Annotated in this window: 15 protein-coding genes and 1 pseudogene; 6 read left to right on the forward strand and 10 right to left on the reverse strand. The window is 31.1% G+C overall.

The window, feature by feature from the left end; translation table 11 throughout:
* Nucleotides 1-227: 227 nt before the first annotated feature.
* Nucleotides 228-773 (reverse strand): NADH peroxidase, encoded by a 546-nt coding sequence (locus tag LQK79_RS06895; protein ID WP_053243458.1) that lies wholly within the window; start codon nt 771-773, stop codon nt 228-230.
* Nucleotides 774-1,126: 353 nt separating this feature from the next.
* On the opposite strand from LQK79_RS06895, the gene LQK79_RS06900 reads away from it, so the two are divergent.
* Complete coding sequence (locus LQK79_RS06900; RefSeq protein ID WP_231016035.1) at nt 1,127-1,372, forward strand: AbrB/MazE/SpoVT family DNA-binding domain-containing protein; 246 nt, start codon at nt 1,127-1,129, stop codon at nt 1,370-1,372.
* Nucleotides 1,373-1,436: 64 nt separating this feature from the next.
* Here LQK79_RS06900 and LQK79_RS06905 read toward each other — a convergent pair whose 3' ends face one another.
* Nucleotides 1,437-2,360, reverse strand: coding sequence for a ribonuclease Z (locus LQK79_RS06905; RefSeq protein ID WP_053243535.1), 924 nt, complete (start codon nt 2,358-2,360; stop codon nt 1,437-1,439).
* A 33-nt stretch (nt 2,361-2,393) separates the two neighbouring features.
* Nucleotides 2,394-3,344, reverse strand: a complete 951-nt coding sequence (locus LQK79_RS06910; protein ID WP_231016036.1) for an MraY family glycosyltransferase — start codon at nt 3,342-3,344, stop codon at nt 2,394-2,396.
* Between the two features lie 416 nt (nt 3,345-3,760).
* Between LQK79_RS06910 and LQK79_RS06915 the strand changes: the two are divergent.
* The 3 genes and pseudogenes from LQK79_RS06915 to queC form a co-directional block, all read left to right on the forward strand.
* A pseudogene (locus LQK79_RS06915) lies at nt 3,761-3,868 on the forward strand (putative 7-carboxy-7-deazaguanine synthase QueE); the annotation flags it as partial.
* Nucleotides 3,869-3,871: 3 nt separating this feature from the next.
* A complete protein-coding gene (folE, locus tag LQK79_RS06920) occupies nt 3,872-4,459 on the forward strand; it encodes a GTP cyclohydrolase I FolE (RefSeq protein ID WP_053243534.1) in 588 nt (195 codons plus the stop codon).
* 20 nt (nt 4,460-4,479) lie between these two features.
* The gene (gene queC, locus LQK79_RS06925) at nt 4,480-5,148 is read left to right on the forward strand and encodes a 7-cyano-7-deazaguanine synthase QueC (RefSeq protein ID WP_053243533.1); all 669 of its coding nucleotides are present in this window, start codon (nt 4,480-4,482) and stop codon (nt 5,146-5,148) included.
* Nucleotides 5,149-5,678: 530 nt separating this feature from the next.
* Here the strand turns inward: queC and LQK79_RS06930 are convergent.
* The 5 genes from LQK79_RS06930 to LQK79_RS06950 all read right to left on the reverse strand — a co-directional run bounded on the left by LQK79_RS06930 (nt 5,679) and on the right by LQK79_RS06950 (nt 10,145).
* On the reverse strand, nt 5,679-6,284 hold the full coding sequence (locus LQK79_RS06930; protein WP_053241732.1) for an RDD family protein: 606 nt from the start codon (nt 6,282-6,284) through the stop codon (nt 5,679-5,681).
* Nucleotides 6,285-6,353: 69 nt separating this feature from the next.
* A complete protein-coding gene (locus LQK79_RS06935; RefSeq protein WP_198149974.1) occupies nt 6,354-6,515 on the reverse strand; it encodes a hypothetical protein in 162 nt (53 codons plus the stop codon).
* 347 nt (nt 6,516-6,862) lie between these two features.
* Nucleotides 6,863-7,750 (reverse strand): SPL family radical SAM protein, encoded by an 888-nt coding sequence (locus LQK79_RS06940; protein WP_053241733.1) that lies wholly within the window; start codon nt 7,748-7,750, stop codon nt 6,863-6,865.
* Nucleotides 7,747-9,018 carry a hypothetical protein gene (locus LQK79_RS06945; protein ID WP_053241734.1) on the reverse strand — a complete coding sequence of 424 codons (1,272 nt, stop codon included), beginning with the start codon at nt 9,016-9,018 and terminating at the stop codon, nt 7,747-7,749. Before LQK79_RS06945 ends, LQK79_RS06940 begins: the two co-directional genes overlap by 4 nt.
* A gap of 125 nt (nt 9,019-9,143) precedes the next feature.
* Nucleotides 9,144-10,145, reverse strand: a complete 1,002-nt coding sequence (locus LQK79_RS06950; RefSeq protein WP_053241735.1) for a LacI family DNA-binding transcriptional regulator — start codon at nt 10,143-10,145, stop codon at nt 9,144-9,146.
* Between the two features lie 356 nt (nt 10,146-10,501).
* On the opposite strand from LQK79_RS06950, the gene LQK79_RS06955 reads away from it, so the two are divergent.
* A complete protein-coding gene (locus tag LQK79_RS06955) occupies nt 10,502-12,889 on the forward strand; it encodes a glycoside hydrolase family 31 protein (RefSeq protein WP_231016037.1) in 2,388 nt (795 codons plus the stop codon).
* Between the two features lie 156 nt (nt 12,890-13,045).
* Here the strand turns inward: LQK79_RS06955 and LQK79_RS06960 are convergent, their stop codons facing one another.
* On the reverse strand, nt 13,046-15,352 hold the full coding sequence (locus tag LQK79_RS06960; RefSeq protein ID WP_053241737.1) for a glycoside hydrolase family 65 protein: 2,307 nt from the start codon (nt 15,350-15,352) through the stop codon (nt 13,046-13,048).
* Nucleotides 15,353-15,402: 50 nt separating this feature from the next.
* Nucleotides 15,403-16,053, reverse strand: a complete 651-nt coding sequence (gene pgmB / locus LQK79_RS06965; RefSeq protein WP_053241738.1) for a beta-phosphoglucomutase — start codon at nt 16,051-16,053, stop codon at nt 15,403-15,405.
* Between the two features lie 436 nt (nt 16,054-16,489).
* Between pgmB and LQK79_RS06970 the strand changes: the two genes are divergently transcribed.
* On the forward strand, nt 16,490-17,797 hold the full coding sequence (locus LQK79_RS06970) for an ABC transporter substrate-binding protein (RefSeq protein ID WP_231016038.1): 1,308 nt from the start codon (nt 16,490-16,492) through the stop codon (nt 17,795-17,797).
* Nucleotides 17,798-18,015 lie beyond the last annotated feature (218 nt).

An 18,015-nucleotide genomic window follows, 5' to 3' on the forward strand; every position in this document is an offset into this window, starting at 1 on the left:
AATCATACACGAGGTTTGGGCGAAGCCCATTATCCTTCTTGAACATGATGTTATGCTCTTTCAATCATACACGAGGTTTGGGCGAAGCCCATTATCCTTCTTGAACATAATGTTATGTCTTCTTAAACATCTGGGGGGCTTGTTCAAGTTTTCAACAAAACAAAAAAACGACCGTATCAAAATTCGATATGGTCGTTTTTTAGCATCTTACTAGAGCACCTCATTTTTTATTTAAAGTATCTATTTAACAATCCCTTAAACATTGATCCATGTCTAGCTTCATCTTTGCACATTTCATGTACTGTATCATGAATTGCATCATAGTTAAGTTGTTTTGCGAGTGTTGCTAATTCTTTCTTTCCTTCGCAAGCTCCTTTTTCTGCATCTACTCTTGCAGCAAGATTTTTCTTTGTATCTGCTTCAAGAACTTCTCCAAGTAGTTCTGCAAATTTTGATGCATGCTCAGCTTCTTCAAATGCTGCTCTTTTGTATGCTTCTGCAACTTCTGGGTATCCTTCTCTATCAGCCTGTCTTGCCATAGCTAAGTACATTCCAACTTCTGTGCACTCTCCAGTAAAGTTAGCTCTCAATCCATCTACTACTTTTTGATCAACACCTTTTGCTATGCCAATTTTATGCTCATCAGCCCAACCTTCTGCCTCTTCTTTAACTTCTACAAACTTATCTGAACCAGCTCCACATACTGGGCACTTTTCTGGTGCTGCATCTCCTGTATAAATATAACCACAGACTGTACATTTAAATTTTTTCATTTTAAAATTCCTCCCTTTATCTCTCAATCAAATTTACTTTTTATTTTTAATTTTCCGTTTCAACAGTTATTATTATACAATAGTAATTATCGTTTTGCAATAGATATTTAAAAAAACTTTTAATTTTTTCTATATAATCCAAACTTAAGTTTCCAAATAGTTAGATTATATGTAAATATTTTTACCAATATTAATTTAAATTCCTTAAATTATAATTAATTTATTTTTAATATATTTTTTCAAATATTATAATTATATTTAATTTTTATCAAATTTAAGTTGACTTGGCTATATTTTAATTGTTATAATTTAAATTAATAAGTCGAATTTTGTTTATTTATAGGAGGGTAAATATGAAATCAACAGGTGTAGTTAGAAGAGTAGATGAACTTGGAAGAATAGTAATCCCTATGGAACTTAGAAGAACTCTAGAAATAGCCGAAAAAGACTCTCTAGAAATATATGTAGATGGTGAAAAAATCATATTTAAAAAATATCAACCAGCTTGCATTTTCTGTGGAGATGCAAAAGATGTTGTGAATTACAGAGGTAAAAATATCTGCAAAAGCTGCTTGGAAGAACTAAAATCTAACGCATAAAAAAAGAGGGCATTTCCCTCTTTTTTATTTTGTCTTGTTTTATATAATGAAACCACTTCTGTTTCTATTCAAAATTTATACTTTTAATTTTTCTATCAGTACCCAAATAAGTATTTTCATAAATACTTATTGCATTGTTCAAATAATCTTCAGGATCAAGCAAGGCCGGGCTAAAATGTGTAAGCCATAACTCTTTAACTTCTGCCTTCTTAGCTATGGTTGCAGCCTCCGAAAAAATCATATGTTTATTTAAAACAGCTTTTTCAGCCTTTTCTTCTTCACCGTACATACCTTCACAAATAAAAAGATCTGCCTCTGATACAAAATCAATAATTTTTTCTACAGGTCTTGTATCTGTACAATATGCAATCTTTATTCCTTTTCGTTTCTCCCCAAGAACCATATCCGGCTTATATATAATTCCTTCTTCTTCAATAATGCTACCCTTTTGAAGAATCTTCCATAACCTCATTGGTATATTATTTTCTTTTGCCTTTTCTACACTAAACTTTCTCTTTCTGTCTACTTTTACCACATATGAAATACATTCAACGCTATGTTCAACCGGAATTGCTTTTATTGTCATATCATCAATTTGAAAAATTTTATCTTCAAAATTGTCATCGTACTTGCAATCAAGCTCTATTAAATCAACATCAAAAGGAAGTACCGGTGCCACAACAGTAAGCCCTCTAAAGACCTTTTCAAGTCCATTAGGTCCTATTATAGTAATTGGACGTCTTCTACCTGAATTTGCTATAGTAAGTAAAAGACCTGTAAATCCCATAACGTGATCAGCATGATAATGAGTAAAACATATGACATCTATATCTTTAAATCCCCATCCAAGCATCTTCATCGATACTTGAGTTCCTTCTCCACAATCTATCAAAATCTTTCTTCCATTATATGAGACGAGAAGAGAAGTCAAACTTCTATAAGGTGTAGGTAAACTTCCTCCACACCCCAAAAGACATACGTCAATCAATGGAACAACTTCCTTTCCAATTATTTTATGTAATTATATTTTAAGCAGCAGTATTATTATAGAAAGTAAACACAAACATGTGCTTATAAGACATATAAAGCTCAAAACCTGAATTTCATTCATTCCTTTTGCTGCAAGCCTATAATGTATTTGAGTTCTATCTGCCTTATAAATAGGTTTACCATCTAAAAACCTTTTTATTATAACAAATATATTATCAAATATAGGAACTCCTAATGCTAAAATAGGAATTAAAATAGATATAATTGTGGTTTGTTTAAATGCACCATCAAGAGCTATTATTCCCAGCATAAAGCCAAGGAAATTTGCTCCAGAATCCCCCATAAAAATTTGAGCTGGATGTTTATTGTATCGTAAAAAACCAATGGTAACACCAACTAATAATATTGACATTTCAGCTGAATCTGACTGTCCTTTCACTAACGCCACTATAAATAAAGTAGTTGCCGAAATAGCTGACAAACTTCCTGCAAGACCATCCATACCATCGCACCAATTAATAACTGTTGTAATACCAAAAATCCATATTACACTCAAAGAATATTGTAAAAATTGAGGGAGTACTATGTAATTATGCGTAAATGGATTATTATATCCCTGGAAAACAATTCCTGATCTATATACCATAGTTGCAGCAATTATTTGAACTACAAGTCTTGGCAAAATTCCGAACTCTTTTCCTTTAGTTTTATACCAATCATCGACTAATCCTATTAGAAGTACCAACATTGCTGCTATCAAGATAGAGAAAAACTTTTTATCAAAAGGTCTTATAAATATAAGACATCCTAAGAAAAATCCTAAGAATATTCCAACCCCACCCAGAAGCGGCATCGGCGCTGTATGTTTTTTTCTTTTTGTTGGCAAATCAACAAAATTTATCTTAAAAGCTATCCTCTTCATGTAAGGTGTAAGAATAAATACAATAAGGAAGCCGACCAAAAGTATAAGCAAATATCTCATATCTACCTCTCCTTATAGGAAACCATTTCAACCATTAGCTTATAAATTATAAATAACCGATGCCTATTCGATCTTTCCATAAATCATAGTTTATAAGCTAAGTTCCACATTGGTTTCCCCTAATTAAGCTTTAAATACATTATATCAGTATTTTTCTTAATTTTCACAAAAATTTTTTCTAAGTAAAACTTATAACTACATCTATACAATTTTACCTTTAACATACTTTAAATTTGTTTATCTTTAACTATTGACTGATTTAATAATTAAGCTTACAATACAATTTGAAAATAGAAATTATATAAGACAGTTCGAAATCCATCCTGTCTATAAACAAAACCATGGCTTACTAACTACCTTGTAAGGTGGTTTTTTGTTTATAGGAGGGCTTATGCCTTTTTTTATTATAGCAACCTTCTTCTGAAATAATTATTGATTTTATAAAATAAAACAAGTTAAATAAAGTAAGCCTACAAATTCAAATTCATAAAATTATATGGTCTCCAAACAAAAGAGGTGTTTAAATTATGGCAATTGATAAAAAAGCAATTGAAAAACATATAAGAGGAATTCTAGAAGCACTTGGTGATAATCCTGATCGCGAAGGCCTTAAGGACACACCAAAGCGTGTCGCAAAGATGTATGAAGAAGTATTCAAAGGAATGGAATATTCAAATGATGAGATTGCAAAAATGTTTGACAAAACCTTTGATGAAGATCTTGATGTTTTAGAAACTTCAAAGAATTTAGTATTCGTTAAAGATATAGAAATTTTTAGTCACTGTGAACATCATCTTACCTTAATGTACAATATGAAAGTTGCGGTAGCTTACATTCCAAACGGGAAACTTATTGGTCTTAGCAAAATTGCAAGAATTGCCGATATGGTTTCTAGAAGGCTTCAACTTCAAGAGAGGATAGGAAAAGATATTGCAGAAATAATGGAAAAAGTAACTTCTTCAAAAGACATAGCCGTTATAATAGAAGGAGAGCACGGCTGTATGACTTCAAGAGGTATAAGAAAACCTGGAACAAAAACAATTACCACAACCTTTAAAGGTAAATTTGAAACTGATGATTCTTTGGCTAATAGATTAATGACACTTTATAGATAAAGTATGAAAGGAAAATAATTATGGAATTAAACATCAATAAAGACAAAGCAGTAGTTGTTCTTAGTGGAGGGCAAGATAGTACAACTTGCCTATTTGGTGCAAGGAAGAAATACAGTGAAGTAATTGCTGTTTCCTTCAATTACAATCAAAAGCATAAACTAGAACTTGAATGTGCAAAAGAAATTTGTAATAAATACGGCATTGAACATCACATCTTAGACTTAAACCTCTTAAATCAATTAGCGCCAAATTCTCTTACACGTGCAGACATAAAGGTTGATCAAAATGCACCAAAAGAAGGCGCGCCAAATTCATTTGTTGATGGTAGAAACTTATTATTCTTAACCTTTGCTGCAATCTTCGCAAAACAAAAAGGTATAAACACTATAATTACTGGAGTTTCTCAAAGTGACTTTAGTGGCTATCCAGATTGTAGGGATGTATTTATAAAATCCTTAAATGTAACCTTAAACTTAGCCATGAATTATCAATTTGTGCTAGTAACTCCTCTAATGTGGATTGATAAAGCTGAAACCTGGAAAATGGCTGACGATCTAGGTATACTTGATATAATCAAAAATGAGACCTTAACTTGCTATAACGGTATAAAAGGAAATGGCTGTGGAAACTGTCCTGCTTGCAAACTTAGAAAACACGGATATTTAGAATTTAAGAAAAAATACTTATAGATAGACAACTTGAAACTTTAAAATTGAAATTTCCAAATTTATCCTGATAAACTGGAATTTGTCGAGCACTATAGTGAAGGGTTTTACGGTGCTGTGCACGTAAAAGGTGAACTTTTTTATCTTCAATAAAAAGCTAAGGTTGATTTTCCTCAGTTTCCCTACGGAAAATCTTTAACGTATTTAAATTATTTATTTTTCGTAGAGAAACGGAGAAAAATATTCCTTAACCTTTTGCCGTGGCAAAAACCTTCACCTTTGACAAGCAAAGCTATGTCAAACCCTTCACTTTTCACATAAGTGAAAAAGTTAGTTTTTTAATGAGCAGGGCGAATTAAAACCCTTCACTTAGCTCGACAAATTTCAGTTTGTAAGGATAAATTTGGTATTGGTAATTTAAATATTTCAGCTTGTTTATCTATATATAGATATACCGCTTCAACTATTGAAATTTATTTGTACCATAATGCCCAGAAGACAGCATTTTGGTACAAATAATTTTTTAATGTGACGAAGTACTGTTACTTCTCAGTTTATTTATTTACAACATAACTTTTAACTATCTTATCATGTATTCCTTGTTTATATTCTGATGAAAGTATGGATATAAATACTACGATTCCATATATAATTCCTATGTATTCTATCATATGTGGAAGATCTGTAAGTGACTTCATCACTTGAGATATATCATTAGGATTAACTACGGCACTTTTCCCTTGCACTATCGTGACTATGCTTCCTAATATTGTAAAAATATCCAAAGCTATATACCTAGCTCCAGCTCTTAAAATAGATAGTCTATTTCCATTTTCATCTGTAACTTTTATCTTTAACAGCATTTTACCAAGAGAACCTTGAAACTTTGAACTTTCCATAATGGCAAAATATGCTAGGATTATTACAGTTGTGATTGCAATATACGGTGAACCTTTTCCTAGTATTAAAGCCACAATATAATCTGCTACTCCTATAACCAGCATATCAACTATATAAGCTGCTGCTCTTTTAAAAAATCCCGTATATTCTACCTCATCCAATTCCTTGTCGTCATATTCCATTTCTGTTAAACTAGCTCCGCATTTTTCGCAAACCTTTGCTCCATCTGGATTGTCCGCTCCACATGTTTTACAATACATCTTTGATTACCCCCTCATAAAAATTTTATTATAGATAATTTGAATAGTCCACCATATATGAGAAAATTTTTAGCTTTCAATTTTTCTGTAAATGAAGTAAAATAATATCATTATTCCTAATATGACAGCTATAAAGTATACTGCATATTCAATTATATACCCCATAGACGCTAAAAGCATCGATTCAATTATTAATATAAATTTAAATATTTTTAAAACTAAAGAATCCATCATCTCTGTCCTCCATATATATGCTTGTACTTATTCAAATCATGAATTCATTATATGGTATATTATACCTTATTACAACTTTTTGTTTACTCTATATTAACGTACTTTTAACTGTTTATTCATAGTTTTATCATTTTATCTTCAATTTTCATCATTTTTCTATATGTATTAACCTTTAATATGGTTTTTAATACCATATATTTTTAGATAAATAAAAAAGGCAGTAATCTTATATTACCACCCTATCATTTGATAATATTCAAAGCTCCATTTATGGAAACTGGTATTACAGAAAATGATATTATTGATGTTAAACTAAAATACATCGCACTACCGTGTGAATACCGTTACTTTGACTTTTCATCAAATAAACTAAGTTGAGTGTAAGTAGCCTTTTCTTCATAAGTTGGCATTTTTAAAGAAATATTATATTTACTGCATGCTGCATTTAAAGTTTCCCAGAGCTTTTTTGAATTATTAGCAGAACATATATACATGCCTGCAAATTTTTTTTCGTATTTTGGCTTAATCCCTGGAAACAGTTCATCCAATTTATTATAATAATATGCTCTTTGCCTATCTCTAAGCGACATGCCAAGCCATGGGACTATATGCTTAACACCATAAAAGCTTGCTTTATTTACTATATCTATTATATTTTCTTTGTTGTCTTCAATAAAAGGAAGTATCGGCATCATAGTTACACTTGTACAGACACCAATTTCAGAAAGCACCCCTAGCGCTTTTAACCTATCCATTGGAAGTGGTGCATACGGCTCAATTTTTTTAGCGAGTCCCTCATCTGTGGTTGTGATAGTCATAGACACAGAAGCATATATTTTATTAATTTCTTCGAGAATGTCTATATCTCTTAGAATTAAATTGCTTTTAGTCGTTATGTGGATTGGATAATTAAAATCTGCAATTAATTTAAGTGCTTCTCTTGTAAGTCTATACCTTTTCTCGGATATTGTATAAGGATCTCCCATAGCCCCGGTTCCAATTAGTCCTTTTTTTCTCTTTGAGGCTAATTGTTTGGTTAATAATTCAATAGCGTTGATCTTCACAACAAGATCATTAAAATTCTCAATTCCATAGCACTGACTTCTTGAATCACAATATATGCATTGGTGCTCACAGCCTCTATATATGTTAAAATTATACTTAACCCCAAACCATTCAGATGGCCTTTTGCACGTTCCTAAAATTGAGCTGACATTTATTTCTTTTATCACTTTAAATTACTGCCTTTCACTGCGATGTCAACAAACGGCTGTTTAAATTTTATAATATATCCTTTATTGGTTGGTATAACTTTTCCCTTAAACTCACCAATTCCTTGAATATATATGCCACCTTCAATCATAATGGGCTCATCTTGAACAAAAAATTCAACGCTTGTTGCATTAAGCACATTGTCACCATCATGGGTAGTAATAACTTTTTCATTGATAAGATACTTGTTATTTAGTTTAACAAAATTCTTATGAAGCAGTCTGCCATCTAAACCAATAATATTTGCTGGATCAAATTGTGTTATAGAGAACTTACCATCTAAAATTATGTTATAACCTGCATTAATATAAAAACTAGTTATTTCTTTTTTACCTAAATCATCATAATTTCTAAGAATATAATTTATATAGGCATTAATTTGAGGAGTGACATCTTTTTGAGCCCATTCTATTTGTTTCTTAAAATAATGATATAGATATAATTTAGAATCATCATATATTTTTTGCCAGTCTTCACACATGGAATCCATTATTAAAGCCATAAACATACCAGAAAAATGACATGAAGTCCTAAAATGCTTCAAATCATTACTTTGAATAAGTTTTTCACCATATTTAGCTATAACATATTTAGGTGGGAGATCATTTTCTCTTTGAAATGCCTTATATTCAACATAGGTTGCCGTTCCTTCTATTGATTCTATGCCATATTCGTAATTTATGCTTTTTCCTATAATATTTTTTCTTAATTCTCTTATACTAATAAAATAAGATATTAGTTCTTTTTTCTTAATTTCATCATCCTCAAAGGCAGCCTTAAGTAGATATTCTCTTTCCTTTATTCTCAAAGCCAAAAATTCACTTGTAAATTTATAAGTAAAATATAGTGCTTCATTAGGAAATCTCGATTCTCCAGTCTCCAATTGGTGACTATGAAACATTTCATGAACCACTTCAGAATAAAGCTTATCTAAATCTACCACTTCAGTTAAAGTATCAATATTGCATATAACAGTATATTGACCACCCAAATTAATAACTGTATCTTGGGAAAACTCTTCAGTTCTCTTTCCAATAGCAACATTTCCATCAACATAATAGCCTTCAGGCAAGTCTTTATAATTAACCAAATATACCTCACTAGAATTATATAATGCTATAGGAAAACTTTTAAAGCCATGCCAATAGTAGTTAAAATCATTCTTTTTAACCTTATCATTAAGTTTTAATATGATTTCTCTTTTATCATTTTTCTCTACTATATTCATATTATCATACTTCCTCAACATGGTATTTGTTTATTGTACATAATTATACCATACTATTTACTATATTCTTAATATGATTATGTAGAGCATTTTCAAATTTAATTCAAATAACATATAAAATCTTACTAGAGGTTAGTTGTTTCTCTTTGTACTAGATTAGTTCCTATTATATAGTGGTTTTCCTTTATATTATCTTTAAGCCTATCCACTAAAAGCTTAGATGCATAATATCCAACTTTTCTCACATTGATATCTACAGATGTAAGAGATGGTCTGTAATATTCTGCTTGTGGGGTATTATTAAAACCAATTATTGATACATCTTTAATTTTATTTTCATGAAGGCATCTTATAGCCCCAAAAGCTAAAAGATCATCTGCTGCAACTACTGCCTCTGGAACTCCAACCTTAAGTATCTCTTTCATAGATTCGTATCCATGTTCTTCCTTAAAGCCAGGAACTTCCTTAACAAAATCTTTATTTATATCTACTCCATTTATTTTGTGGGCTTGTATATATCCACTAAGTCTGTCCTTTGAAACACTTATTTCAGTTTTCGGTCCAATAAATGCTACAGTTTTATGCCCTTTAAGTAAAAGCTTACTTACTACACTATACATTGCTTTAAAGTTATCATTATCTACCCACAAAATGTTATTTGTGTTTTCTGGCCTTCCAATAACCACAAAAGGAAATTCCACATCCTTTAAATACTGTATGCATTTGTCATTATCTACCACGGAACTGAGTATTATACCATCTACCAAATTGCCATTTACATAATCCTTTGCGCACTTTAGCTCTTCCTCATAGTTAGTACAAAAAGTATACATTATATAATATCCTTTTTCTTTTGCATAACTACTTATTCCTGTCATAACCTGAATAAAAAATGGATTTTTAGTTAAGTCATCAATTTCGCTTGTCATAATAATTCCAATTACGTTAGTTGTATTATTAGCAAGACTCCTTGCTATAACATTTGGATGATAGTTCAACTCTTTTATTACTTTATTTACCCTTTCTTTTGTCTCATCACTTATTCTAGGGCTATTACTTATAACTCTAGATACTGTAGATGGGGAAACACTTGCTTCTCTAGCAACATCTTTTATAGTAACACTCATAATTTTTCACACCTTATTTATATAATTTTAAAAGAGAACCTATACAACCGTTTTCACTGATAAACAGCATATATAGTAATATTATCACTTTTAATATAATTAAAATCAATTGTTATTTTACATAAATTTTTTTTGAAAATTTATCTTATTGTATATAACTTTCATGTCACAATATATTTGACATGAAAAGGTTATTTTAATATAATAAAATCATGTGCAAACGTTTGTTTACCGCTTATTGTACCTTTGCAAAACATTGCCATGAAATCCTATACACGTCTAGGATTTTACTACATTAATTAAGGTATTAAAGGTCAATTTAAACTGATTTATTTATAAAAAGGAGTGATCACAATATGCTTGGTAAAATTCAAGGTTATAATCAAAACAAAAACAAAATAGAAGTATTATTTGAACATAACAAAGCAATTATTGAAGTCATAACAGCCTCCATTATTAACTTTTTCATTCCATTAAAACAAGCCGAGCACAATTCAAAGGCTATAGATGATATAAAAGCAAAAGAAACAAACCTTAAAGTCAAAAGGGATGATTCTAAAATTACTATTTGTACTAATAAATTAAAAGTAAATATATTTGACAACTTTAAGGTGGATATTTATGATCTTGATGGAAATATGCTCTGCGAGGATTATAGAAATCGAAGAGATCCTTTTATAAAAAGAGGTGTAACTCCTAAATCTCTGGAGCTAGCCCTTAAAGAAGGACATGAGATCAATTCAGAGCTTGGTAATTATAAATTTAATGTCTTAAAAAAATTAGACGATAATACCTTCTTTTATGGTTTTGGAGACAAAACCGGTCACTTAAATAAGAGAGGTTACCATTATAAAATGTGGAACACAGATAACGCAGCTCCTCATGTAGAAAGCTTCGAGGCACTCTACAAATCAATTCCATTTTTTATAACTTTAAAAGATAATAAAGCCTTTGGAATATTTTTAGACAATACTTTTGAATCGCACTTTGATATGGGAAAAGAAAACAGCAATTACTATTCCTTTGGAGCCGTAGATGGAAACTTAGACTACTACTTTATTTATGGACCTTCAATAAAAGAAGTAATTAAAGATTATACATGTTTGACTGGTAGAACTCCTATTCCTCAAATTTGGACACTTGGATATCAGCAATGCAGATGGTCTTATACACCTGAAGAAAGGCTTATTGAAGTATCCAAAAATTTTAGGGAAAAGGATATTCCATGTGATGCACTATATTTAGACATTGATTACATGGATGGCTATAGGGTTTTTACTTGGGATAAGGATAAGTTCAAAAATCCTAATAAAACTTTATCTAAATTAAAGGAAAACGGTTTTAAAGTTGTAACAATCATTGATCCTGGAGTAAAAAAAGACAAGGGTTATAAAATATATGATGAAGGTATAAAAAATAATTATTTTGCTACGGATAAAGATGGGGTTCCTTATGTAAATGAGGTTTGGCCTGGTGAATCACTTTATCCTGATTTTCCAAATAGCAAAGTAAGAAATTGGTGGGCAGATAATCAAAAAATAATGATAGATTACGGGGTAGCAGGTATATGGAATGACATGAACGAACCTGCAAGCTTTAAAGGTCCACTTCCAGATGATGTTATGTTTGATAATGATGGCACTAAAGTATCTCATAAAGAAATCCACAATGTTTATGGGCACTATATGTCAAAAGCTACTTATGAAGGCATCAAAAAATTCACAAATAAAAGACCTTTTGTAATAACAAGAGCCTGCTATGCTGGTACGCAAAAATACTCTACAGTATGGACTGGAGATAATCAAAGCTTATGGGAACATCTTCGTATGTCCTTACCAATGCTTATGAATTTGGGTTTAAGCGGCTTTGCATTCTGCGGCACAGACGTTGGAGGCTTTGGCTTTGACTGCAGCGCTGAACTTTTATCAAGATGGATACAAGTTGGTACTTTTACTCCCCTATTTAGAAATCACTCTTCAATATTTACAAGAGATCAAGAACCATGGGCTTTTGATGGCAAAACAGAGGATATCTGTAGGAAGTACATCAAATTAAGATATAAATTAATTCCTTATTTTTATGATCTTTTCTGGAAGGGAGAAAGTGATGGTCTTCCAATAATAAGACCTTTATTAGTTCATTATGAAAAGGATGCAAATACTTATGAAATAAATGATGAATTCTTATGTGGTAATAGTATACTTGTAGCACCAATTGTAGAGCAAGGTAAAACAAATAGAATGGTTTATTTACCTGAAGGCGATGATTGGATTGATTACTGGACAAATGAGTATTTCTCTGGTGGTCAATTTATAATTAAAAATGCTCCACTAGATACATGCCCTATATATATAAAAGCTGGAAGTGCTCTACCTAACTATCCCGTACAAAATTATGTAGGTGAAAAAAGCATAGATGAACTTACTTTTAATATCTATCTATCTAGAAATGGCAAAAATATAAGCTATATTCATTATCAAGATGATGGTCAAAGCTTTGACTATAAAAATGGTAATTACAATTTATATAAGCTTGAAGCTTATAAAGAATCAAACTGCATTAAGATTAAAATCAATGAAACTAAAAGCGATTATAGAAATCATTACAAAGGCTTTAAATTCAATATTATTACCAACCTAAAACCATCCAGCATTTTAGCAGATGGCAAAATAACTGAGTTTACACCTTCAGACAACACCATAAACTTCAATGTTGAAAGAGTCTCTGAAATTGTAATAATATAGGATGATATGAAAAAAGAATACCTATATTTTCACATGCTTGTGTATAGATAAACAAATCAATTTCAATAGTTAAAGCGGTTTATCTATATATAACCACCGACGCCTTATATTTATAAAAAGACCACACTAACCATTTAGTGTGGTCTTTTGTTATAGTCACTCTGCACATATAGTAATATCTTTTAATGAATTAATAAAATATGGTTTATTTTTAACTAATATCTTTATATCCTTCTTACTTTCATTGCTTATTTTTATATTATCTTTTCCTACTTTTACTTTAATTAGACATCCTCTAAACATCACCTTAAACGAAAATGACTTCCACTTACTTGGTATAAAAGGATTTAACGTAAGCATATTATTTTTAACCTTTAGTCCACCAAAACCTTCTACCACAGACATCCATGTTCCTGCCATACTTGTAATGTGACATCCATCTTCTGTATCATTGTTGTAATTATCCAAATCTAACCTAGCAGTTCTCAAGTAAAGTTCATATGCTTTATCCTCTTTATTGAGTTTAGCCGCCAATATTGAGTGAATACATGGAGATAAGGAAGATTCATGTACAGTCCTTGGTTCATAAAATTCAAAATTTCTTCTAATTGTATCTTTATCATATAAATGCTGAAGAAAATATAAGCCTTGAAGTACATCTGCTTGTTTAATAAAGCAGGACCTTAAAATTCTATCCCAAGACCAATGCTGATTAAGCGGAAGCTCCTTTGGATCCAAATCCTTTACTAATATCTGCTCCTTATCCATATACCCGTCCTGCTGTAAGAATACTCCAAACCCTTCATCCACAGGATAATACATGTTGTTTATGATGTCTTTCCATTTGGCTATTTCTTCTTCCTTTAAACCTAATTTTTTAATTAACTCTTCATATTTTGAGGTTTCATTATTTTTAACATAATCTAAAGCCTCTATTGTATATTCTAAAGTCCATGATGCAATTCTATTTGTATACCAATTGTTATTGACATTATTTTCATACTCATTTGGTCCTGTTACTCCTAAAATCACATACTTATGCTTTTCTTCTGAATAGTTAACTCTTTCTTCCCAAAATCTTGATATTTCCACCAGTACATCTAATCCATATTCACTTAAATACAATTTATCACCAGTGTAATTTATATAGTTATATATAGCATAAGCTATTGCACCATTTCTGTGTATTTCTTCAAAAGTAATTTCCCATTCATTATGACATTCTTCTCCATTCATAGTTACCATAGGATAAAGTGCACCTTTTTGAAATCCCAGCTTTCTGGCATTTTCTTTTGCCTTTTCAAGCTGCTTATACCTATAAATTAGTAAATTTCTTGCTATTTTCTTATCTGCAGTAGCCAAATAAAATGGAATGCAATAGGCCTCTGTATCCCAATAAGTGCTTCCACCATACTTTTCACCAGTAAATCCTTTTGGCCCAATATTTAATCTATCATCTTCTCCTGTATAAGTTTGATTTAATTGAAAAATATTAAATCTTATTGCTTGCTGTGCAGATACATCACCTTCAATTATTATATCGCTTTCTTTCCACTTTTCTTCCCAAGCTTCAGCTTGTTCATTTAAAAGGTTTTCATAGCCTTTATTGTAAGCCTTCTGTAGAATTTTTTCTCCAACTTCAATTAATTCATTAGGTTTAAAATCTCTTGATGTAACATTTGCAACATATTTTACAATAGCTACCTTTTCATTTTCTTTTACTCTTACTTCTACTGTATTCCCTACAAACTTTTCTTTTTCAAAATGTTCAACATTGCACTTACATTTTTCGGCTTGTTTTAAAACATCATATTTCATTAAAGAACAGAGATAAAAGTCCAACTTTTTGGTTTTAATTAAAAGCAATGCTTGCCCATCTTCTGTTTTCTTTGAAACTTCACTCCAAAACTTCTCGTCATAATTTGAATCTGTATTTTTTACGTCTCCATCCAAATATGGCGAAAAGCTTATCATTCCACTAAAATTTAATGGAGTTATGGAATACTTTATAGCCCCAATTTCCTTATTCACTATGCTAACGAATCTCTTCGCTTCTACTTTTATCCTTTTGCCACTTGAAAATTCTGCAGTAAATGTTCTGCAAAGATATCCTTGTTTCATATTGAGCACTCTTTCAAAATTCTCAACCTTACACTTTTCAAGGTCAAGCTTATCTCCATCAACCTCTACACCTATGCCAATCCAATTTGTAGAGTTAAGTACTTTTGCAAAATATTCAGGATAACCATTTTTCCACCAGCCAACTCTAGTTTTATCAGGGTAATATATTCCTGCCATATAGCTTCCCTGAAGTGTCTCACCACTGTAATCCTCTTCAAAATTTGCCCTTTGACCCATATAGCCATTTCCAATACTAAATATACCCTCTGCAACTCTATTATCTTCAGGTTCCAGCTTATTCTGTATAATGTTCCATGGATCTAATTCAAAATATTTTTTCAATTGAATTCCCCTCGCTCTCAATAAAACCTTATTTTATGATAATACTACTCTTAAAGTAAATCTAACATTCCTATTTTCATATCTGCTAATGAATCAATAACAATATTAGCTCTACTTAATACTTTTTTACTTCCAATACCTATAGAATACATTTCTGCATTAATAGCAGCTTCAATTCCAGAGACAGCATCTTCAAAAACAACACAATTTGCCTGTGGTACTCCAATTTCCTTAGCTCCTAATAAAAAAACCTCTGGATTTGGTTTCGCATGTGTAACTTTATTACCATCAATAATAGCATCAAAATACTTTGCTAAATTAAGTCCATTAAGTATCGTCATAGAATTCTTACTTACAGAGCCTAATGCTGTCTTCATTCCATTATCTCTTACAATTTGCAAGAACTCCTTTGCCCCCGGTAAGATTTCATTACTATCCATATTAGATATATACTCAACATACCAATTATTCTTTTTTTCTGCTAATTCAATTTTCTCTTTATCGCTAAAGTTAAGGTTGCCAATCTCTAGAAGTATATCAAGTGATTTCATTCTACTTACACCTTTTAATCTTTCATTTTGTTCCTCTGTGAATTTAAATCCCAACTCATTTGCTAACCTCTTCCATGCTAAATAATGATATTTTGCTGTATCTACAATAACTCCATCTAAATCGAATATACATCCTTCAATTTTACTCATTTATTATCCCCCCATATATATCTGAAATTTAAAAATCGACTTTATGCAATCGATTGCGCACTTTTAATCATTATAGAACATTTTTTCCTTCTAGTCAATAAGTATTGCAATCGTTTTTATTTTTATAAAACTTTATTTTAAATAATGTAATAATTAATATTTTATACTGACACTCATATTTTTTACACTTTGTTCATATAATCTAATACAACCGATTTCGCATTGGTGCTTTATATATTTATTATTGGTTATTTAATTTGAAAAAGTCAATTATAGTTTTAGATAAAATATGGAACTAAAGTAAGATATTTTATCCAAACATTATATAATTGACTATATTGAGCATAATAACAAATTTGACATAACTAACCATATTAACTATAATAAGCATAAATGCAAGCGATTGCATTATTTATTAAAACTTGGAGGGATATATATGAAAAAAATTAGAAGTTTAACCGCACTTGCCTGTGCATTAACTTTAACTACAGGATTGTTCACTGGCTGCGCAAGCAGTAGTGGGGGAAGCGATTCTTCAAAAAAGGTTACCGTAAATATATTTCAATTCAAAGTTGAATGTAAAGCTGCTCTTGATAAGGCTGTAAAGGATTACGAGTCAAGTCATAAGAATGTCACTATAAACGTACAGACAGTTGGGGGCGGTCAAGATTATGGTGCCGCACTCAAAACAAAATTTGCTTCTGGTGATGAGCCAACAATATACAATATTGGCGGTCCACAAGATGTACAAGATTGGAAAGCAAAACTTGAAGATTTATCGGATCAACCATGGGTTTCAAAAGCATATGATGGAACTTTAGATGCTGTTAAATCAGATGGAAAAATATATGGTTTGCCATTTGATATGGAAGGTTACGGTTTTATATATAACAAATCTATATTCAAGAAAGCAGGTATTGATCCAGATTCAATAACCTCATATGCAGCTCTTGAAAAGGCAGTTACAACTTTAGATTCTAAGAAAAAAGATCTTGGACTTGACGCTGTATTTGGAACCGCTGGGAAAGAAACTTGGGTTGCAGGATTACATGATTCAAATGTACCATTTGCATTAGAATTAAAAGATGGTGTATCTGCTTTCAAAGCAAAAACTATTAACTTTACTTATGCCGATGGCTTCAAGAAATTACTAGATATACAAAATAAATATGCATACAAACCTGATGGAACAAATAAATCTATAAACAGTGTTGATTATTCAACTCAAGTTGAAAAGTTATTCTCCTTAGGTAAAGTTGCAATTATTGAACAAGGAAACTGGATTTATTCTACAGTTTCAGGAATTAACAAGGACATAGCTGATAATATGGGATTACTCCCAATGCCAATAGAGGGTGTTAAAGAAGATTCCGTACCTGTTGGTGTTCCTATGTACTGGGCTGTAAATTGTAAGAAAGACTCAGCAACAAAAAAAGCTGCAAAAGACTTTTTAAATTGGCTTTACACATCTGACAAGGGTAAAAACATGATAATAAATGATTTTAAATTTATACCAGCATTAAAAGGTTATGATGCTTCAAACTTACAACCTATAGATCCTATATCAAAAGAATTAACAAAGTACTCTAAAGCAGGCAAAACAATACCTTGGGTATTCATGGGATATCCTACTGGCTGGGGACAAAACAAACTTGGCGCTGACATTCAAAAATACACTTCAGGTGATATGACTTGGGATCAATTAGTTAAAGATGCCAAAGATCAATGGGCCGCTACAAGGTAATCATATACGAGGTTTGGGCGAAGCCCATTATCCTTCTAAAACAAAATGTTATGCTCTCTTTGCAATATACGAGGTTTGGGCGAAGCCCATTATCCTTCTAGAACAAAATGTTATGCCATCTTCGTAATATACGAGGTTTGGGCGAAGCCCATTATCCTTCTAGAACCTCAAAAAAGCACTTTCTCAGTAACACCAAAGGCTGAGATTTGGTATCAACT

Source organism: Clostridium guangxiense, from assembly GCF_021043395.1.
Lineage (GTDB): Bacteria > Bacillota > Clostridia > Clostridiales > Clostridiaceae > Clostridium_S > Clostridium_S guangxiense.